17 protein-coding genes are annotated in these 19,305 nt (G+C 52.3%); 5 read left to right on the top strand and 12 right to left on the bottom strand.

Annotated features, from left to right (window positions below; all coding sequences use genetic code 11):
* Nucleotides 1-6: 6 nt before the first annotated feature.
* The 4 genes from rlmN to IE065_RS15515 form a co-directional block, all read right to left on the bottom strand.
* Nucleotides 7-1,137: a dual-specificity RNA methyltransferase RlmN gene (gene rlmN, locus IE065_RS15530; RefSeq protein ID WP_189516731.1), complete on the bottom strand. Its 1,131-nt coding sequence runs from the start codon at nucleotides 1,135-1,137 to the stop codon at nucleotides 7-9.
* Nucleotides 1,138-1,231: 94 nt separating this feature from the next.
* Nucleotides 1,232-1,558 (bottom strand): DMT family transporter, encoded by a 327-nt coding sequence (locus IE065_RS15525; protein ID WP_189516730.1) that lies wholly within the window; start codon nucleotides 1,556-1,558, stop codon nucleotides 1,232-1,234.
* Entirely contained in the window at nucleotides 1,558-2,265 is a 708-nt protein-coding gene (locus tag IE065_RS15520) for a zinc ribbon domain-containing protein (protein ID WP_189516729.1), read from the bottom strand. Before IE065_RS15520 ends, IE065_RS15525 begins: the two co-directional genes overlap by 1 nt.
* A 106-nt stretch (nucleotides 2,266-2,371) precedes the next feature.
* Nucleotides 2,372-3,688, bottom strand: a complete 1,317-nt coding sequence (locus IE065_RS15515) for an MFS transporter (RefSeq protein ID WP_189516728.1) — start codon at nucleotides 3,686-3,688, stop codon at nucleotides 2,372-2,374.
* Nucleotides 3,689-3,855: 167 nt separating this feature from the next.
* Between IE065_RS15515 and IE065_RS15510 the strand changes: the two genes are divergently transcribed.
* Together IE065_RS15510 and IE065_RS15505 are read left to right on the top strand one after the other, a co-directional pair.
* Nucleotides 3,856-4,314, top strand: coding sequence for a RidA family protein (locus IE065_RS15510; RefSeq protein ID WP_189516727.1), 459 nt, complete (start codon nucleotides 3,856-3,858; stop codon nucleotides 4,312-4,314).
* Between the two features lie 135 nt (nucleotides 4,315-4,449).
* Complete coding sequence (locus IE065_RS15505; protein WP_189516725.1) at nucleotides 4,450-6,717, top strand: beta strand repeat-containing protein; 2,268 nt, start codon at nucleotides 4,450-4,452, stop codon at nucleotides 6,715-6,717.
* A gap of 83 nt (nucleotides 6,718-6,800) precedes the next feature.
* On the opposite strand, the gene IE065_RS15500 is transcribed toward IE065_RS15505, so the two are convergent.
* The 6 genes from IE065_RS15500 to IE065_RS15475 all read right to left on the bottom strand — a co-directional run bounded on the left by IE065_RS15500 (nucleotide 6,801) and on the right by IE065_RS15475 (nucleotide 12,804).
* The gene (locus tag IE065_RS15500) at nucleotides 6,801-8,087 is read right to left on the bottom strand and encodes a citrate synthase (protein ID WP_189516723.1); all 1,287 of its coding nucleotides are present in this window, start codon (nucleotides 8,085-8,087) and stop codon (nucleotides 6,801-6,803) included.
* An 18-nt stretch (nucleotides 8,088-8,105) separates the two neighbouring features.
* Nucleotides 8,106-8,738, bottom strand: a complete 633-nt coding sequence (gene hisH, locus IE065_RS15495) for an imidazole glycerol phosphate synthase subunit HisH (RefSeq protein WP_189516721.1) — start codon at nucleotides 8,736-8,738, stop codon at nucleotides 8,106-8,108.
* The gene (hisB, locus tag IE065_RS15490; protein WP_189516720.1) at nucleotides 8,735-9,346 is read right to left on the bottom strand and encodes an imidazoleglycerol-phosphate dehydratase HisB; all 612 of its coding nucleotides are present in this window, start codon (nucleotides 9,344-9,346) and stop codon (nucleotides 8,735-8,737) included. The genes hisH and hisB overlap by 4 nt, the downstream gene beginning before the upstream one ends.
* The gene (gene hisC, locus IE065_RS15485) at nucleotides 9,331-10,431 is read right to left on the bottom strand and encodes a histidinol-phosphate transaminase (RefSeq protein WP_189516718.1); all 1,101 of its coding nucleotides are present in this window, start codon (nucleotides 10,429-10,431) and stop codon (nucleotides 9,331-9,333) included. Before hisC ends, hisB begins: the two co-directional genes overlap by 16 nt.
* An 83-nt stretch (nucleotides 10,432-10,514) precedes the next feature.
* Nucleotides 10,515-11,411: a DMT family transporter gene (locus IE065_RS15480; RefSeq protein WP_189516716.1), complete on the bottom strand. Its 897-nt coding sequence runs from the start codon at nucleotides 11,409-11,411 to the stop codon at nucleotides 10,515-10,517.
* 238 nt (nucleotides 11,412-11,649) lie between these two features.
* Nucleotides 11,650-12,804, bottom strand: a complete 1,155-nt coding sequence (locus tag IE065_RS15475; RefSeq protein WP_189516714.1) for a MalY/PatB family protein — start codon at nucleotides 12,802-12,804, stop codon at nucleotides 11,650-11,652.
* Nucleotides 12,805-12,970: 166 nt separating this feature from the next.
* Here IE065_RS15475 and IE065_RS15470 point away from each other — a divergent pair, with 166 nt between their 5' ends.
* Entirely contained in the window at nucleotides 12,971-13,981 is a 1,011-nt protein-coding gene (locus IE065_RS15470) for a glycoside hydrolase family 130 protein (RefSeq protein WP_189516712.1), read from the top strand.
* 18 nt (nucleotides 13,982-13,999) lie between these two features.
* Nucleotides 14,000-15,118 (top strand): LacI family DNA-binding transcriptional regulator, encoded by a 1,119-nt coding sequence (locus IE065_RS15465; protein WP_189516710.1) that lies wholly within the window; start codon nucleotides 14,000-14,002, stop codon nucleotides 15,116-15,118.
* Nucleotides 15,119-15,260: 142 nt separating this feature from the next.
* Here the strand turns inward: IE065_RS15465 and IE065_RS15460 are convergent, their stop codons facing one another.
* On the bottom strand, nucleotides 15,261-16,490 hold the full coding sequence (locus IE065_RS15460) for a hypothetical protein (protein ID WP_189516708.1): 1,230 nt from the start codon (nucleotides 16,488-16,490) through the stop codon (nucleotides 15,261-15,263).
* A gap of 144 nt (nucleotides 16,491-16,634) precedes the next feature.
* Complete coding sequence (locus IE065_RS15455) at nucleotides 16,635-17,816, bottom strand: polysaccharide deacetylase family protein (protein ID WP_189516706.1); 1,182 nt, start codon at nucleotides 17,814-17,816, stop codon at nucleotides 16,635-16,637.
* A 273-nt stretch (nucleotides 17,817-18,089) separates the two neighbouring features.
* On the opposite strand from IE065_RS15455, the gene IE065_RS15450 reads away from it, so the two are divergent.
* Nucleotides 18,090-19,304 (top strand): hypothetical protein, encoded by a 1,215-nt coding sequence (locus IE065_RS15450; protein ID WP_189516704.1) that lies wholly within the window; start codon nucleotides 18,090-18,092, stop codon nucleotides 19,302-19,304.
* Nucleotide 19,305: the final 1 nt, after the last annotated feature.

Raw genomic sequence — 19,305 nt, 5'->3', positions numbered from 1 at the left:
TCCGTCTTAGCCCTTCGCGGGCACCGGTTCGATTTCACCACGCTCGCGCTCTTCCTGAAGACGTAGCTGACCGCATGCGGCATTGATGTCATGTCCCTTTTCACGGCGCAATGTGGCGCTGATGCCTGCCTCGTGGAGGATGCCGACAAAGCGTTCCTGGCTCTCAATGCTCGGGCGAATCCAGTCCAAACCCTGCACGGTATTGTAGGGGATCAGGTTAACGTGCGCATGCAGCCGACGAGCGATCTTCGCCAAGGCGTGAGCCTGCTCGGGCATGTCGTTGATGTCCTGAATCAAAATAAATTCCAGCGTGATCATGCGGCCGTGCTTATCGGAAAAAGCTTGGACGGCGGGGAGCAATTCCTCCAGTGGCCACTTGCGATTGACGGGCATGATCTGTTCGCGCACTTCATTGGTGGCACCATGCAAGGACAAGGCCAAGCGGAAGCCCATTGGCTCCTCGGCTAGCTGATAAATTTTCGGCACCAAGCCAGAGGTCGATACCGTGATGCGCCGTGCGCCGAAGTTCAGGCCCCAATCGGCATTGAGAATCGTCAACGCGCGGAGCAGGCTGTCGTAGTTGGCCAGCGGTTCGCCCATGCCCATGACGACAAGATTATCAAAGCTCGCCAACTCTTCCCGGGCTCGCGTGGTGTACGGGTCTTCGCGGCGGCAGACCTCAATAAGTTGAGCCACGATTTCGCCAGCGGAAAGATCACGCTTCCAGCCTGCCAAGCCCGAGGCGCAAAACTTACAGCCATAGGCGCAACCGACCTGCGTGGAAATGCAAACGGTTTTGCGAGAGCTATCTTGCCCAACTCCCTTTTGCGGGGCGCGGATGATAACCGTCTCGATCAGCGAGCGGTCGCCGAGCTGGAGCAGGAGCTTATCGGTTACATCACCTGATTGTTTTTCGAGTAAGGGTGCCGCGGGGGCAAACTCAAAGGTCTCTGTCAGCCAAGCACGGAGCGACTTGCTGAGATTCGTCATGTCCTCCGACGAGCGAGCGCGTTTCTTGTAGAGCCAATCCATGATTTGCCCAGCCCGGAAGGCTTTCTCCCCCATAGCCTCAAGACGTTCCCGGAGGGAATCCAGAGTCTCTCCATAAATGGCAGGCTTGTCGGGTGTGTATTTCATGGATGCTCGGTTATCAAATCAAAGTAGATAAGGATGGCGCGCAATTTGATAAAATCCAGCGCGTAATCCATGCCGCAATGGTGCCAATCGCTCTTCAGTGTGCTGCCAGCTTGAGCACGACGACTCCGCCAATGATCATCGCGACCCCTGCCCAACGAAGCAGAGATGAAGGATCATCGAAAATCAGCACGCCCAGGATGAACGTCCCCGCAGCTCCAATCCCCGTCCACACTGCGTATGCGGTGCCAATAGGAATTTGCTTCTGCGCGATCCAAAGAAAATATCCGCTGATCGCCATGGACAGAATTGCTGCGCCAATGCCTAGCCCTACACGGGAGGTCGTTTGAGATACCTTTAGCCCTAAGGGCCAGCCGATTTCAAACAGCCCGGCCAACAAAAGGCAGATCCAATATTTGCTCATCAATGCTCCCAGTACACCACTCGTCCGCAACTGTCGCAGTGAACGGGCCCATCTTTGTGACGTGTGGCAGACTCAACTTCGCTGGACACCTTCAGGTGGCAACCTCCGCACTTATGCTCCTCAATCGCGGATACATGGGGGGGGCGTGCGCGACGACGCTTTACACGATCATAAGATGCCAAATACAACTCCGAGCAATTTTTTTGAGCGTCAGCAACCTCAGCTTGGACAGCAGTGATCTCACTCTTGAGCGTCTGTTCGCGGTCCTGCAGGGTTTCAATTTCGTCACGGAAAAGCTGGATACGCTCTTCACGTTCTGCCTTTTCGGCAGCAAACTTAGCGGTCCCCTCGTCAATCTCCAGTAAGAGGCCGATCTCGGCTTCTTCCAGATCGCCGATTTTTGCTTCGGTTAATTCGATCTCATGAGTGAGCGCTTGGTATTCCTCGTTTTTCTTTACCTGGATTTGCTGGTTCTTGTACTTGATAACCTGCTCCTCGGCAGACTTCACGTCGTTGTCGAGATCCTTGCGGCGAACTTCTAGTTCTTGCAGCGCCAGGCGGGCGGCGGCAATGGCTGCCTCCTCCTCGACAATCTTGCGCTCGTTTTTCGCGAGTTCGACGGGAATCGACTTCAGCGAATTCTCGATGTTATAGAGCCGCGTATCGCGCTCCTGCAAAATAAGTAGCTGCTCAATTTCGGGATCCACGCCTGCATCATGCACCGTCGCGCGCGGCGATAAAGTCTTTTCTATTACAACTTCATCCTTCGATTGAATTGAGCGCAATAAAACAGCACGAAACCGTTGCCTGATCTTACGACTCGGCTGCCGCCTTTGCGTATTTTCGCTGCGGATTTTCGGTTTTGAAACACAAGAAAAAGAAGATGACGCTTAGGCCAATGCTAATGAAAAACGCTGGCCGATAGCTACCCATCAACAGCTTGCAGAAGTCGAAAAAGACTGGGCCAAGCGCACTGGTGACAACCATGAGCATCATCACCCAACTGCTGATCTTTCCCAAATGACGACGCCCATAATAGCGTGGCCACGTAACCGTGACGAGTGTGCCAAATGAGCCCCACGTCGCTCCGAATCCCAAAAGAAACAGTATCCGGCCCAATTCAGATGGTAATAACAAGTAGCCCACCATGCCCAAGGCCATGCCAAAGGCCGTTACCAAATAAGCGTATTTCAGGCGAAAACGGCTCGTCATCCAGCCAACGATAAAGCTTACCGGAATATTGATAAAAATGGTGGAGGCCAACAGTAGATAAAAGGCCTCCTGGTCCATTCCGATCTCCTGAGTCAGTGACTGAGCATGAAAACCAATCGCCGTGCCGACGAATCCGTTGATGCAGATCGTCAGCGAAAACACCCAAAACGCCATGGTACGCAGAGCCTCACGAGCGGTAAATTCCCGGTTGATCACGAACTCGTCGTTCTTTGCTTTTGCAAGGCCAAGATCGGCCGATCCATCCATCACTAGCCCGCATTCCTCGGGATTATCGCGAAAGATCAGCCAACAAAAAACCGTGCTAAAAAACAGCACAAAAAGACCCATCCCAATCCAGGCCTGCCGCCAACCTCCCATCGTTTCGATGATCTTATAGAGGATATAGAGTGCCGAGGTGAAAGCGATCGCAACCGGCATGCCGCTGATCGCGCTCGCGATGCCCCGCTTCCGATCAAACCATTTCCCAATCATCGCCCGTGAAACGATAGAAAATACGCCCTGCCCCCAAAAGCGGATCGCGAAAAAACCGAGAATGATCAACGGCATCGCCAGCCAGACGGAGGAACGGCCCAGTATCCCAAACATGATCCGGTCCACTTGGGAAATATAAAGCAAGGACAAGCCCAAGCCAATCGACGCCATAACCCCTACCTTGCGCGCTCCGATCCGATCGAACACACCACCAATCGAAGGCAACGACAGCCCTGAAACAATAGTTCCAATCATGTAAGCAATACTCAGTTGCATGCTACTAACGTGCAACGCCGCCATCATGTGTTCCTTAAAAGGCCCGATGCCAGCCGTTTGCCCCGGAAGGCTGAAGAGCATGGCCCCGGTGCCAGCAGCCACGATCGCCCAGCCGTAGAAAAACGGCAAAGATGCGGGCCGGAATGGCATATTGGGATCGAAAAAGCGGCGCATAAGAAGTCGCCAAGCTACCGCTTTCCATCGATTCGACAACCTGTGATTCAATTTTCTTTCGCGCAGCTACCTACGGCGTACATTCATGAACCTGAGCGTCAGCTTGATTTGACAGCGCCGCGACAGCGGACCAAAGTCCGCCCATGTCATTGGAACTCCGACTAAAAGAACTGGGTTATGAACTCCCCGACGCACCTGCGCCGGCTGGCAGCTACGTGCCCTTTGTCCGCGTGGGCGACGTGCTCCACATCTCTGGCTCGATTTGTATGCAAAAGGGCGAGATGACTCACACTGGCAAGGTGGGGAAGCTCCGCGATCTTGAATACGGTCAGAAAGCGGCGGCAGTCTGTGTCCTCAACTCACTCGCCGTGATCAAATCCGCTGTGGGTAGTCTCGATGCGGTGAAACGGATTGTATTCGTCAACGGATTCGTCAATGCCGATGAAGGCTTCGCGGACAGCCCAGCGGTGATTAACGGCGCTTCGGACCTGCTGGTCGCGCTCTTTGGCGAGATGGGCAAGCATGCCCGTGCAGCGGTTGCTGTTAGTGGTTTGCCCAAGAACACAACCGTCGAAATCCAGATGATCGTCGAGGTCGAGTAAAACGACGGCAGATATACGGAACAGGATAAATCAGTCGCCCGGCGGACAATTTCGGGAAAACACTTGTGCTTAACTCGACGTATGTTAGCCAGTTGAGCATCGCGCCCTAGTGGCGTTAGTTGAACCGCTACTACTATGAATCACTCAGAATATACATGGGTGCGAAGTGCCTTGTTACTGTCCTTGATGTCCACTGGTCTAATCCATGCACAAGCGACAGTCGTTGACTCCACTTGGATCGGTGGCTCGGCCAACTGGAATGTCCCCGCAAATTGGTCCCCTGGAAACATCCCGAACAACAGCACGGACTCCTATCAGGTGATCATCGATGGCAACGACGGCGCGGATTCCGTGGTCTCGTTGAATACAAATGCGGTCATTGATAATCTTTCAGTCACGACCGGCGACACGTTGAACATTCTCAATAGTCGCAGCTTGTCGCTAACGACTCTCACGCCAAGCACCGCCTTAACGAACAACGGCACGATCAACCTGAACAGCTCAGGTAGTGCCACACGGCTGATTTTCGGTGGCGACGCTGCTATCAGCGGCACTGGCCAAATCCAGCTTTCCAACAACGCCGCCAACCAAATCACGACCACAGGTGTGCTCAATCATGGCAGCGGCCACACGATTCGCGGCGCAGGCACACTGCTTAATAATCTCGGTGGCATGATCAACCACGGGACAATTGTTGCAGACTCAAGCACGACCCTGAGCATCGCTCCTGATTCACGCGGCTTTGTGAATCAGGGGTCACTCCAAGCGACGGGTAGCGGTAGTTTAACGTTCGCCGCTGGTATTTTTACCAACACCGGACACACGATTCACGTAGGCAGCAGTTCACAGCTGATTCTGTCTGCGGGCACCCAGCTCGTTGGCGGAACCATCGAAACCATTGAAGGCGGCTTTACGACTTTCGCCGCCACGGGAGCAGTGTTGGAAGACATCACCCTCAACGGAACAATTATCCAGGACACCGCGATCGACACGACGATACGAAACAGCATAACCAATAACGGCACCATCAGCCTGCAATCCTTAGGCAGCTCAACCGATTTATTTTTTACCGGAACAAACCCCGCGATCCTCGGCAGCGGTGAGATCAATTTAAATAGCTCCAGCGCCAATCGCATTTCGGGCGCGGGCTTGGTTATCACTCATGGTGCCGACCACACCATCCGTGGCAGTGGTGCCGTACTCCTGAACCAGGGCGGCATGATTAACTTGGGAACGATCATCGCGAACCAATCTAGCGCCATGATCATTGACCCAGATGCGAACGGTTTTGTCAACCAAGGCACCATACAGGCGACGGGCAGCGGCGGTTTAACATTCGGCCCCGGAGTCTTCACCAACACCGACCACACCATTGAAATAGGGGATGGTTCGCGGCTTTATCTGTCCGATCATTCGGAAATCATTGGAGGTGCGATCAACACAACGGGCACGGGATACGTGAGAATGAGTGACGATGACGCCGTCCTCGAAGATGTAACTTTCAGCGGCATACTTAACGTCAACAATAGCATCAATCTACAAATCCGCGACGGCATAACCAATAACGGCGTCATCAATCTGCAATCATCCAACACGGACACCAGTCTGCAACTAACCGGCACCACGCACATGCTTAATGGGACCGGTGAAATCGTTCTTGGAAACAATGTCAATAACCGCGTCTTCATGAACGGCGGCGTCATCACCAACGGCGTAAGCCACACGATTCGGGGGGCGGGTAATCTGCTGAGCAACTCGGGCGGAATGGTCAACAAGGGAACCATCATTGGCGACCAGACGAATGCACTCGTGATCGACCCAGACGCCAACGAATTTGAGAATCAAGGTGAGCTTCGCGCGACGGGCAGCGGTGGCATTACACTCGCTTCAGGTATCTTTACAAACAGTGCGGGAGGGATCATTTCAGGCACATCATTTTTCAATGCAAGCGCGGCCACCTTTACCAATGCAGGCGTAATTTCGCCCGGAACCTCTCCCGGCAATCTGGAATTCCAAGGGGACATTGACTTCACCGATTCGGCGAGCCTGTTGATCGAGATCGCGGGAACAATCGCCGGAAGCGAATACGATGTACTCACTGTCACCGGAAGCGGTCTGGTATCCCTCGACGGCAATCTCGATATTGTTCTGCTAGGTTACACCCCGGATGTGGACGATGAATTCACCATCATGACCACTACGGGCGAAATCACTGGGACATTCGACAACGTCTCTAGCGGCGTAGTCTTCTTCTCGGGGGGGCAATTCGACGTGACGTTCAACAGCAACCACATCCTGCTATCGAATTACTCCGCAGTGCCTGAGCCTCATCAATGGGCTTTGTTGACCAGTCTGGCAGCCTTGGCCATCACCGGCATTCGGCACCAGAAGATTCATCGATAAAAAAACACCGCAGAATCTGCGGTGTTTAGAAATAGAGCGAAAACGGAATCTACGAACAGCTTGAGGCTTATTCAGACAAGATTCTAGCGAGCTTCCATTTTTACGTAAGGACGCTGCGTACTGCCCTGATAAATCTGGCGTGGGCGATGGATGCGGGCACCGCTTTCCGCAAGTTCCTTCCAGTTCGCAATCCAACCAGGCATACGCCCAATCGCAAAGATAACCGTGAACATGTCCAGTGGAAGACCAATGGCCTGCAAGATGATGCCACTATAGAAGTCGACATTTGGATATAGGTTACGGCTGACAAAATAGTCGTCCTCACGAGCCTTAGTTTCCAGTCGACGAGCAATGTCGAGTAGCGGATCGTTGATATTCAGTGCAGCAAACACACGTTCGGCAGCTTCACCGAGGATCTTGGCACGCGGGTCGTAGTTTTTGTAAACCCGGTGGCCGAAGCCCATCAGACGGGTTTCCCCAGTCTTCGCCTTTTCAATGAAATCAGTGCCATCGTCGCCAGAAGCATGGATGTCTTGCAGCATTTTGACCACGGCCATATTCGCACCACCATGCAACGGCCCCCACAGTGCGCAAACACCAGCGGAAACAGAGGCGAACAGATTCGCGCCACCGGAGGCCACCATGCGGACGGTGGAGGTGGAACAGTTTTGCTCGTGGTCTGCGTGCAGAAGGAAAATCAGGTCTAGCGCGTTCACAACGTCATCATGAAGAACATAATCGTTGTAAGGCTCGGAGAACATCATGTGCAGGAAGTTCGCACAGTAGCTCAATTTTGGCTTTGGGTAGATGAATGGCAACCCGTGCTTCATACGGTAGCTCATGGCGGCCACCGTGCGAACCTTGGATATCAGGGTTGCAGCAGCATCATCGAAATTGTCCAAATCCTTCTGGCGATCATTTGTGGCGAGCTCCGGATAGTAGCTGCCCAGTGTATTGAGCAACGCGGAGAGGATGACCATCGGGTGCGCATTGGTTGGGAACCCATTAAACAAGTTCTTCATGCCCTCGTGGATCGAGGCACCGCGAAGAATACGGCGGGAATAGTTGCGAAGTTCGTCCGCCTTGGGCAACTCACCATAAATCGTCAAATAGGCCGCCTCAACGAAATTGGAGTTCTCAGCGATCTCTTCAATGGGATAGCCGCGGTAGCGCAGGATGCCCTTTTCGCCATCAATAAACGTGATCTTGCTTTCGCAGGACCCTGTGTTGCCGTAACCCTCGTCGTAGGTCACTACCCCGCTTTGAGCGCGGAGTTTGCGCGTATCAATTGCGCGTTCACCCTCCGTCCCAACAATAATGGGGAAGGTGTAGTTTTCATTTCCAATGCGAATAGTGGCGGTGTCTTCCATAAATAGAGATTAGCTGGGCTAACAGATGCTAACAGATTCCACAAAGTTGCGGTATATTTGCAAGCCTTTGGCTTGGCTTTTTTCTGGATGGAACTGCGTAGCATAGCAGTTTCCACGCCGTATTGCGCTGACAAACCGCTCCCCATACTCCGTTTCACCCCAAACCAAATTCGCATCGTCCGTTTCTACTCTATAGCTGTGAACGAAATAAAATTGAGCGCCATTTTCAACCCCAGCCACAGCTGAGTGCGCTGGATCGCTGAACTGAACGGCATTCCAGCCCATGTGCGGGATTTTATACTCCGGGCCGAGTTTGAATTTTTTTACCTTTCCGGAAAATATTCCCAGTGCTCGAGAATCCCCTTCCTCCGAATATTCGAACAGCGCCTGCATGCCCAAGCAGATGCCGAAGTAGGGCTTATCGGCACTAATCCATTCTCTTATAACTGCATCAAAGCCAGTTTGCCGCAGTGCATTCATACAATGTGGCATCCCCCCCTGCCCCGGAAAAACGAGCGCGTCGGGATCACCAACTTCCTTCGGAGAGGCAGCCAAATGCACGTCAGCACCGACATGTTCCCACGCGCGACAGACGCTGCGCAGGTTGCCCATACCTGGGTCAATGATCGCCAATTTCGGCGCTGAACTCATAGTGCTTCCTTCGTGCTGGGCAAACGGTCACCCATGCGCGGATCGATCTGCGTAGAGACATCAAGCGCGCGCCCAAAGCATTTAAAGAGTGATTCGGCAATATGATGCGGCTCCTCGCCATATTCGAGCTTCATGTGCAAATTCGCGCCCACAGCGTTCGTGAAGGCTTGGAAGAACTCCTTGACCAGTGCAATGTTGAAGTCGCGGATCATGACGTTTGCAGCCTCCACCTTATAGCGGAAGATTGGGCGATTGCTCAAGTCGATCACAACCTGCGCGAGGCATTCGTCCATTGGCAGAATAAAAAAACCATAGCGCTTCATGCCGCGTTTATTACCAATGGCCTGCTTGACGGCTTCACCGAGCACGATACCGACGTCTTCCACCGTGTGGTGATAATCGACATCGAGGTCGCCAGTCGCTTTGACTTCCAGATCAAACAACCCATGCCGGGCGAACAAGTCCAGCATGTGGTCGAAAAACGGAATACCCGTGTCGATCGACGATTGGCCCGTCCCGTCAATGTTCAGGGAAAGCGTGATCTGCGTTTCCTTGGTTTCACGGGTGATTGCAGCGCTACGCGCGTTGTTTTCTACTTCTTCTGCCATGCGTCTAATATTTCGCCGAGGCGGTTCATCTCCTCAGCGCTGCCTACGCTGATACGGAGAAAAGATTGAGTCAAGGCGTGGTTCGGAAAAGCCCGGACAAGAATTTTGTTATCGAGCAGACATTGGAAAAGGTCTTGGGCGACCGCCTTGCCTGCCCCCCCCCCCTTACGCGGCTCGACAAAGTGAAAATTCGCCGCACTCGGGTAGACGAACCAACCGCGCTCTTCGTAACTAGCCGCTGCTTTGTCACGGAGCACTTTGGTCGCCTCGATCGTTCCCTGATAATACGCTTGGTCTTCCAGCGCGGCCTTGGCGGCGACTTGAGCCAAGCGGTCGAGGTTATAGCTGTCACGCACACGATCGAGCAGGCTGATGACTTCCGGATTCGCCAACGCATAGCCCGTCCGCATACCCGCCAACGCATAAGCCTTGGAGAAGCTGCGTACAATCACCAGACGTGGATTATCCGCCAATAAGCTGACACAATTCTGCTCCGCAAAGGGCGCATAAGTCTCGTCTACTACCAAAATGCCAGAGAACTTCTCCAACAGCTCCGCAATGCGCTCAGGCGCAAAGCTGACGCCGGTCGGAGCGTTCGGTGAAGTCAGAAAGAAGATATTTGCTCCGCTGCTCGCAATGGCGTCTATCGGCAGTTCAAAACTACGGTCAAATTCCACTTCACGCATTTCAGCTGCCTGAATACTACGCAGAACCGTATATAAAGAATAGCTGGGAACGGTCATACCAGCGGGTCGGTCGACACTACAGAAGACTCGCATCAATAGATTAAGCGCATCGTCGCAGCCATTTGAGGCCAGCACCTGCTCCACCTTCAGCCCATGATGCGCCGCAATGGTCGCACGCAGGGGGGCGCTAGTCGGGTTCGGATAAAGCCGAAGCCCGCGCGCTTCATTTGCCAATTCACGCTGGATTGCCTCAATTACTTTTGGGCTCGGCGGAAACGGATTCTCGTTGGTGTTAAGCTTCACCCAGCCGCTTTCCATTGGCTGCATACCGGGCACGTAGGCGTGCATTGCGGCAACATGTGGCAAGGCCAGGGATTCGATAGAGAGGTCGGGTTTCATCTGAAGGGTTGTTGTCTATGCGGGAATCATCGGTCGCGGCAAGGAAGAAGGTAAGGGCGGTTGCCTCAACCGCCCTTACCAGATCAATTTTCCTTCTTTGTCTTGGCGCGAACGACCCATCCGCTGCCGAAGAGAATCAACACACTACCGGCCAATTCAAAACCGCCATAGGACTCACTGAAAAACACCACACCGCCGATAGCATTCATCACCGGAAGTATGAGTTGGATCGATGCCCCCTGCGCCACTGGCAACCGCTGGTAAGCAATTGTCATTACCATCTGCCCACCGGCCACCAGAATTCCAGCGCCCAGCATAATCAACACATTGCTCAGGCTGGGCATCAGGTCTGCCAACCCAATGAATGGCACGGCGACCAACATACCGTAGATGGCCTGCGCGGCATAAATGGTGGTCGTGCTCTCCGTTCGCACCAGTAATCGGATCAGCATGACAATACCACCTGCCGAAATGGCCCCACCAATCGCGTACAAGTGATAGACACCCACGCCGGCGAGCGAAAAGCCTGTCAACAGCGGTATACCCATAAAGGCCACTGCAAGGCCGATGCACTGCATTTTATTAAGGCGCTCTCCGAGGAAAATCGCTGCAAACAACGTACCCCAGAGAACATAGGTCAGATTGAGCACGCTCGCCGTTCCCAGATCCATGTGGAACACAGTTACGTAAAACATCGCTAAGGCTACGCCACCAAGGACACCGCGAATAATAAGCATCGGCCGATAGAACACGCGTAAAATCTGCCGAGCGCCCACGCCCGCCAAGAGCACTGCAAACGCCGTCCCCGCCACGCCACGGTAGAAGTTCACTGCCCAGAATGAGACCTCACCTTGCGTGCCCAGGTATTTAACCACCAGGCAGTTCGCGGAAAAGAGCACGACGGACGCGAGCATCAGGAAGACACCCTGTGCAGCGGCGCTCAGATTTAGGATTGGTAAGCGGATTGTTCGATCATTCATGGGTGAGGTTGAAGCGCCTCGCCGAATGGTTATCCTGCTAATCCTAGTTTACAACTCGCAGAGGCCAACCCGGTCAAGGAGCCTCTGCTTTGTGTTGAAATCAACTTACGCCAGAGACACCCCACGCTCAAGAAGCGCGACGACGAACCAACGGTTGACATGTTTCTGTGCAAACATTGCCAAAAGGAATGCGCCTCGCCGATGGGAAGTCAAGGCAGGAACACCCGTAGCGCAAAAGTCACAAACCCGCCACGGCCTTGGCCATGCGCTCAAGCGCTTGCTCCAGAACGGAACGTGGACAGCCGAAGTTCAGGCGCAAGAAACGGTCGTCTCCGAAATCGGAACCCGGCGACAGGCCAACGCCATGCTCAATGAAGAACGCGTGCGGATTTTCCACACCCTTGGCTTTCAGGTCCTCGACATTCATCCAGGCCAAATAAGTCGCTTCCATGGTTTGCTGGAATTCAATGCCCGGTAAGTGTTGCGACACAAAGTCGTAGAGGTAGTCGCGGTTGCCGGTCAGATATGTCATCAGTTCCTGACGCCATGGTTCACCGTGATTATACGCCGCCGCGCACCCAACATATCCGTAGGGGTTGACCTCGGTAATAAAACCCCGTGCAGCTTGCTTGAAACGCAGGCGCAACTCAGCATTTGGAATCACGGCGAACGAACACGCCAGACCAGGGATATTATATGTCTTACTAGGCGCGTTGAGCGTGACCGTTCGCTGGTTGATTTCTTCGCTCAATGTGGCCGTCATTCGGTGCTTGTTATCGTCAAAAAGCAGGTCGCAGTGGATTTCATCTGAGATGAGTATCAGGTCGTGCCGTTTGCAGAAATCCGCAATGGCCAGCAACTCATCTTCGCGGTAAACGCGACCGACGGGGTTGTGCGGATTGCAGAGGATGAAGATCCGCGTGTTGGGCGTCACCTTCGCTTCGAGGTCGTCAAAATCGAAGGTCCACTCACCATCCTGTTGCTTGAGGTGACTAGAAATCAACGACTTCTCCTGCCAGGGACCACACGACAGAAAGGGCGGGTAAACCGGCGTGCAGGTCAGCACCGAATCGCCGCGCTCACCGTAGGCACGGGCCACAACATTCAGTGCGGGGACGACTCCTGGTAGCCAATGTAGCCACTCTGCCTTGGCCTCGTAGCCATGGACGCGGGACAAATAGCCCAACACTGCGTCGACGACTTCGGTGTTCGGCAAGGTGTAACCGAGCACGCCATGTGCGGTACGTGCGTTGAGCGCATCAATGATTTCCGGTGCGGAACGGAAATCCATGTCGGCCACCCAAAGAGGCAGCACATCGCGGCCAGCATAGCGGTCCCACTTCAGTGAGCCCGTGCCGCTGCGGTCTAGGATAGAGGTAAAGTCGTAGGCCATTGGTCGAAAAGGGGAATACCAGACGCGAGTTGTCAACCGAAGCAAGGTTTAATATAGCGGCGGCTTTACCCAAAGCAGGAAAATGTAGATTGAAGCGGCCAAATTGTTTTACGTGGAAACCTCAAAGAAACTCGTAATGCGAGTTAACGATAATATGCTTAATGTCATGATTAAGAAAAGCCCACAAAACCCCATTCTAACTGCTGACCAAGTCCCGTACAAAGCAGACTGCGTATTCAATGCTGGTGTCGCCAAGATCAACGGCGAATACATCATGGTCTTCCGCAATGACTACGACTATATCAGTGGAGCTGCCTTTGGCGGCTGCAACCTTGGCTTGGCGCGCAGTAAAGACGGGATAGCGTGGGAGGTAGAAAAGGAGCCAATCTTAAACGCGGAGCAGGCGCGTGAGTGGTTTGCAGATTCTCACGATGAACGTTTTGGTTTAGGCGAAATCCGACGCGTGTATGACCCACGTATCACCGTCATTGACGGGCAGTCCTATCTATGTGCCGCCATGGATACAAGGCATGGCATCCTCGGAGTCATTCTAAAGACCGATGATTTTCGCTCATTTGAGCTTTTAAGTTTAACGAGTCCGGACAACCGAAATATGGTGCTGTTTCCAGAAAAAATTCAGGGCAAATATTACCGACTCGAGCGCCCCTTCCCAGTCTATGGTCGGGGCAAAGCGGAAGCCTTTGAAATCTGGTCCTCCGCCTCACCGGATTTACGCTACTGGGGGGACACCCGTCTGCTGCTCGGGAGCGAGGAAGTCCCATACATCAATTGCAAAATTGGACCAGCGGCCCCACCTATCCGCACCCCCAAAGGTTGGTTAACCACCATTCACGCAGTCAACAAAGATGAGAGCCAACTGCTGAAAGCATGGGGAGACCAAAAGTGGACAAAGAGCTACTATGCTGGCCTGATGTTGCTGGATCTGGAAAATCCACAAAAGGTCATTGGTCTGTCCGATCAGCCGCTTCTGATTCCTGATGCCCCATACGAAGCCGATGGATTCCGAGGCAGCGTCATTTTCCCAGGCGGAATGATTCTTGAAGATGACGGCGAGGTAAAAATCTACTACGGTGCTGCTGATACATGCGTGGCACTCGCAACTGCACACGTCGACGAGCTTATCGCTCTGTGCAAGCCTCTGCCAAAGCCCGAATAATAGCTTAGACGAGCTCCAATGAGGCGTTGCGAAAGCACCTCATTGGAGTCTGTTCTCCTTGACCCACGAAGCTCAATCGCCAGATTGGTTTACGTGGAAAACCGCACAGTCACCATCAGAGATATTGCGAAGTCTGCTGGCTGCTCGCACACGACCGTATCCCTCGCATTACGGAACCACTACCGAATTTCTGAAGAAACCAGAAAGTCGATCCAGTCGCTGGCCTCAAGGATGGGTTATCAGGCTAACCCGCATATACAAACGCTGCTGAGCCAAGTGCGACGCGGGAGATTGCAGTCGCAGCGTGCCGGGCTCGCCCTTCTATCCAAATACCGGAAAAAGGAGCAATGGCGTCAGATGCCAAACAATAAATTGGCCATTATGGGTGCCTTTCAACGCGCCAATGAGTTGGGATACAACCTGAAAGAATTTTCCCTTAGCGAAGAGGGAATGAACTTTGATCGCTTACGAAAAATCCTGATCGCCCGCGGCATACTTGGCATCCTCGTCGCGCCAACTCCGGATGATCGTCTTGAGTTTGAGATGGATATCAGCCCCTTCGCAGTTGTCTGTATGGGCCAAAGCGTGCGTAACCGCCAAATATCGATGGTCTCGCACTATCACGCTCATTCCATGCAACAAATCCTGCAGGAACTACGAAGGCGGGGCTATAAACGCGTGGGCTGCAGCCTAGATGTTGGCATAAACGAGCGCATTGAAAACGCATGGTCGGCGCACTACCACGAGTATCAGTCGCAGATTGCAGAAAACCAACGCGTTCCATTGCATCTCCGCCCAACCAAAAGCCAACCAAGCAATCTGCTTGAGTATACGGCAAAAAACAAGCTGGACGTTCTGATAACCGATAGTGACCGCCATTTGCATTTGCTTCGATCGACTGGCATGCGAATACCCGATCAACTAAGCTATGTTTGCCTGTCAACTAGCCCAGGTGCTACAACTATCAGCGGAATTGAGCAAAACAACCAGCTATCCGGAATACGTGCCGTGGAACTACTGGTTCAATCCATCAACAATGGCGTCTTCGGATCACCGGAATCACCTCAATATATTTATATCCCGGGAAAATGGGTCGAGGGGAACACCCTATTCCTTGACGCAAGCTCTGCTGTATAGAGCGGAAATGGCCAATGCACTTTTCACCTATAAAACCAATCATATAGAAGTAATTATTCAATTCACCAAAAAACAACCGACACTCTACAAACAATAAATCAAGATACTATTAACATAAATAAAACTATGTAACCGAAACCAGTTAAACAATTTCACTAAACATAATAACTTTATTTCGTCTACGCCATTCAAAAAAAACAATACTCAATATAAAAAACCCTCCAAAAGCATATGTAGTAGGTTCTGGCAAAATTTTCATGCCGGGCACAAGCTCGATCGCGCCTAGATATGTTGGGCTAGCGATTGCCTGGGCATAATACGCAAATCCATCCGATGCAAAAATACGCACATTTGGCAGAGTATCGCCCACCATCACTTCCGTTGTTCCATTATACAGAGAACTGAAGACAAACTGGTCTGTGCCGCCACCGGTGTCGAACGTGCCATTCCAATTCGACATCACAATGATGTTGTTGTTGAAATTGCCACCGGTAGTATTCGTATCGACGAACGCGATAGTACCCCCACCAACATTATTGCCAAATTGAATGGTTGAATCCGCAGTCGCGGTTAGGCTGCGGTAGAACTCTGCCCGACGTACGTCATTATCGGCGCTGGTGTAGCCAAACGTCCCCCCTTGCAGCTCAAGCCTCGTCCCACGTGCAGTATTATCGGAGTCCTGAATGAGGTCTACTCCAGTTGGACCATCCAACAAGAAGGTACCTCCACGGACCCCAATACCATGCATTCCCGCATTATCCCCAGTAATCCCTACGGTGCCGCTCACAGTAATCGTAGTGCCTGTTCCTGCGTAAATAACTGCGGAGGAGCCAGTGGAATTGGCGAGAGATGAACTGCCATTCAGATCAACATTCCCCGAGCCAGAAACGAGCACATCCTTGGCGCTATTAGCGAACGATACTGTCTGGTTGAACATCAATCCTCCCGAACCGGGAGACCAAATACTTTCCGTAAACGAAGAGCTGTTTTGCGCACTCTGCTCAATGGGCACATTAAACGTAGCCAGATTGCCCGAAGTGTTGACGATCGAATTACCCGTAGGATCTCTCCCGAAAACAGCATAAGAATGAGAACCCGTTCGATTGAAGGTGTAACCAGTAGAACCGCCATTTATCAAAATCGTGCCAGCGTCTTGTACATCCTTATTATCGCCCTGGTTGAGTAATACGATATAATCCCCTCCCCCAGACTCAGCACCGAAGGTTAATATTTGACCTTTAGCGGAGTTGTTCGTCAATGGAACGCCTGCTGTCCAATTACTAGAATTATTTACGTTATTATTCCCCCCACTTCCATTCCAAGTAGTATCTGCACCTAATGGCAAAACAAAAGCCATGCAGGTGAAAAGCATGAGTCTGTAACCTCTCGTTTCGCCCATTGAAATTCGCATAGATGTATATTTAATTTATATACATACATAATCGAAAAATCACCAGATTGCAAATTTACGAAGATTCAAGATACCCTATTATAAAGGGGGTAAAAACCTTTTCATTTAGAACCCGCGACGTGCGTTATCAAGTTCAGCACAAGCGGCATTTAAGTCGTCGTGGACTTTTTGTGTCCAGGAATTACCCCAATAGAGATTGCAACTCGTCTCCGCCCGGAGAAGATGCCAATAAGCCTCATTGAGATGATAATCCAAATGCTCAGGATTCCGTGGAGAGGATGCCTCGGCCTCCGACTTAACGAAGTGAATGGCGCTGCTGATCTCATGGATACGGGCTAAAGCATCTTTTTGCTCCTGAGTTCCTGTCCACTGTGTAAAATCGTCACCATAATGCATCTCGGTGTTCCAGGCACCTGTCTTGACCTTCACCTTACCACCAACACCGTGCTTGCTGATGTAATCGTCAATAAAGGTCGGAACAATCTGCCCCTCCAGACGAGCTCGGTTGAGAAATGGCTGGTAGAAAGCGTGCCAGAAATTGGCCTCAGGCGTGTAATTCCGGAACCAACCGCCATTGTCCCCATCACTACAGGTCGTGACAAGTGGCTCGAAATCGCAGAACTTCGTGCGTTCCTTGACTTCGTGGTCAAACCACTCGGGGTCCATACCGGAAAGCTGCGCATTGGATAGCTCACGCTCACGGGGAATAACGATAATTTCCTCACCGCCATACTCTGCTATATGGGGACGGTAACGCAACTCGGGCCAAGACATCTCACCCTCAGCGGCTTCCAGATAAACGTCGTCCACCAACACGTAGCGATAGCCAAGACGCTTGAGCAGCGGGATAAGCTCCATTGTGAAACCCATTTCCGGCGGCCAGAACCCGCCAAAATCTTCTCGCCAAAACAGGTGTTGCGCAAGGCCCTTCCAGCGAGCCAGTTGTTCGCTCCAATCCTCCTTGGGTATCAGCGGCAGCACGGGGTGATAGTAGCCCGTGCCAAGCACATTAAAGAGGCGCTTGTTCTGAAGCTGCCAGAGCAGATCGCCAACTTTAACAACGCCGTAGACCTTTTCCTGAAACTCAGGCGAGGCCAGACTCTCCAGCAACGTACCAGAAAGCGACATGTGCACCCGGGCAATGTCCTCGTAACCCCACAAGGCGCGGGGCATGCGATCCATGGCAAAGAGAATCTCTTTGACCTCCCATGGGTTCGTTTCCAGCAGATCGTCGAGATTATGCGGGGGCTGGTGAAAGTTTAGGACAAGCGCGTGATGTACAGTCATGGTGAGAGAACTGACCACAGACGGTAAGCGGCATTAGGTACCTTCGGCAATCTTGATTTTTCAAGAGCATGTCAGCGGGATATTCTAAATACGTACCGACACTGCCCGAAATGTGGAATGCGATTTTATAGTGCGACTGAAGCAGTTTTTAAATTGAATACGGGGTAAACTTGGCACAATATGTGGTAAATAATAACCTTACTCTTCTACGGAGTTAAAGGCCTAAAACGGCTCAATGTTAGTTTCGATTCACACTCATTTCCTTATCATTGGATGAAAAACCTGCTCGCTAACCTCCATGCCCATTTATTTGGGCTTATACTACTCACTGTAGCTTGCACCGCAGAAGCCCAAGTCGAAATCCCACTCGTGCTCCACTACGATGGCAGCGATGATTTGCGTATTGGCATTGAGGTCAGCTTTCAGGCTGGTTCTGGGACAACTGAGCCCAAGCTATTCTTATTCGACACTGGCAGCAGCTCACTGATCACCAATACTGGCGTCGACTTGGGCACGAGTTCGAATACCGGCAATTCGTCCATTGCCAGCTATGGCATTGCGACTTCAAGCAACCACCCCTTTAACGAGTATTCAGGTGCCGTGGTGTTCCATGACCGCGCGGGCCAACCCGTCCCCGTATCGAACGTAAATTTTGGGAGCAGCTACAATACTGCGACCTATCCGAATGGAGGAACCGTGGCTAATGGGGACTTCCATGGCATTATCGGCGCTGGCCTTGCGCCAGACCACTTTTCAGGAGACCCCAGTGACTTCTATCTCTACTCGATTTTTGGGCAAATCCCAGCTGGATCGGGCTTGAAGTCTGGCTTCACGGTAGACGTCGCTTCTGGCACAAAATCCCTCTACTTGGGCGTTTCTGATGCACAGATTGCCAATTTCACGGCCACAGCTCCACTGAATCCCACCTATAATATCCCGACCGAATACAACACCTTCCCCAATACTGGATACCAAGCTTATAACCAAAAGCAGATTAACACGACGATCTCTTTTGATGGGCAAAACCTGTCTTCGGAAGCAATTCCAACGACAATTGACTCTGGGGCACCTGATGCCGCAATTGTCGAAGGGCCGGGCCATTCGATCGAGCCACATATCACAGTGCCAAATGTACCGAGCGAGTATCTTACCACCTTCGAAGACAACAGCGTCCTAGTGGATGGAACAAACTTCGCTGTAGGAGCGTTTGGGGGGGGATCGCTCTATGAATACTTGGCTAAGGTACTCAAGGATCCCGCGTTGGTGAAGGTGGATGATCAACCTGACGGCACCGATGGGCACCTAAACACTGGCATCGAACCCTTCCTGAGCTATCAGATCACCTTTCTCTTCGACGATGGAACCGGCAAGGGAATCGTTGGCTTTACTGCCGTGCCCGAGCCAGCAACATACGCTCTAGGCCTAGGCTGGGCTACTGTCGCAGTTCTCATTTGCCAGCGGCGTCGGCAAAAGTTCCGGAATGCCTAAG

It is taken from the genome of Cerasicoccus arenae (assembly GCF_014651635.1).
In the GTDB taxonomy this organism is placed as follows: Bacteria; Verrucomicrobiota; Verrucomicrobiia; order Opitutales; family Cerasicoccaceae; genus Cerasicoccus; species Cerasicoccus arenae.
Note: the sequence above shows the minus strand (reverse complement) of the source record. Positions and strands in the feature narration are given on the sequence as shown.

Coding starts and splice junctions, on each gene's coding strand:
- hisC (WP_189516718.1), bottom strand. CDS start 10,431: ATGAAACCCGACCTCTCTATCGAATCCCTGGCCTTGCCACATGTTGCC.
- hisB (WP_189516720.1), bottom strand. CDS start 9,346: ATGGCAGAAGAAGTAGAAAACAACGCGCGTAGCGCTGCAATCACCCGT.
- IE065_RS15505 (WP_189516725.1), top strand. CDS start 4,450: ATGAATCACTCAGAATATACATGGGTGCGAAGTGCCTTGTTACTGTCC.
- IE065_RS15510 (WP_189516727.1), top strand. CDS start 3,856: ATGTCATTGGAACTCCGACTAAAAGAACTGGGTTATGAACTCCCCGAC.
- hisH (WP_189516721.1), bottom strand. CDS start 8,738: ATGAGTTCAGCGCCGAAATTGGCGATCATTGACCCAGGTATGGGCAAC.
- IE065_RS15515 (WP_189516728.1), bottom strand. CDS start 3,688: ATGCCATTCCGGCCCGCATCTTTGCCGTTTTTCTACGGCTGGGCGATC.
- IE065_RS15450 (WP_189516704.1), top strand. CDS start 18,090: ATGAAAAACCTGCTCGCTAACCTCCATGCCCATTTATTTGGGCTTATA.
- IE065_RS15525 (WP_189516730.1), bottom strand. CDS start 1,558: ATGAGCAAATATTGGATCTGCCTTTTGTTGGCCGGGCTGTTTGAAATC.
- IE065_RS15455 (WP_189516706.1), bottom strand. CDS start 17,816: ATGACTGTACATCACGCGCTTGTCCTAAACTTTCACCAGCCCCCGCAT.
- IE065_RS15475 (WP_189516714.1), bottom strand. CDS start 12,804: ATGGCCTACGACTTTACCTCTATCCTAGACCGCAGCGGCACGGGCTCA.
- IE065_RS15470 (WP_189516712.1), top strand. CDS start 12,971: ATGATTAAGAAAAGCCCACAAAACCCCATTCTAACTGCTGACCAAGTC.
- rlmN (WP_189516731.1), bottom strand. CDS start 1,137: ATGAAATACACACCCGACAAGCCTGCCATTTATGGAGAGACTCTGGAT.
- IE065_RS15460 (WP_189516708.1), bottom strand. CDS start 16,490: ATGCTTTTCACCTGCATGGCTTTTGTTTTGCCATTAGGTGCAGATACT.
- IE065_RS15480 (WP_189516716.1), bottom strand. CDS start 11,411: ATGAATGATCGAACAATCCGCTTACCAATCCTAAATCTGAGCGCCGCT.
- IE065_RS15500 (WP_189516723.1), bottom strand. CDS start 8,087: ATGGAAGACACCGCCACTATTCGCATTGGAAATGAAAACTACACCTTC.
- IE065_RS15465 (WP_189516710.1), top strand. CDS start 14,000: ATGAGGCGTTGCGAAAGCACCTCATTGGAGTCTGTTCTCCTTGACCCA.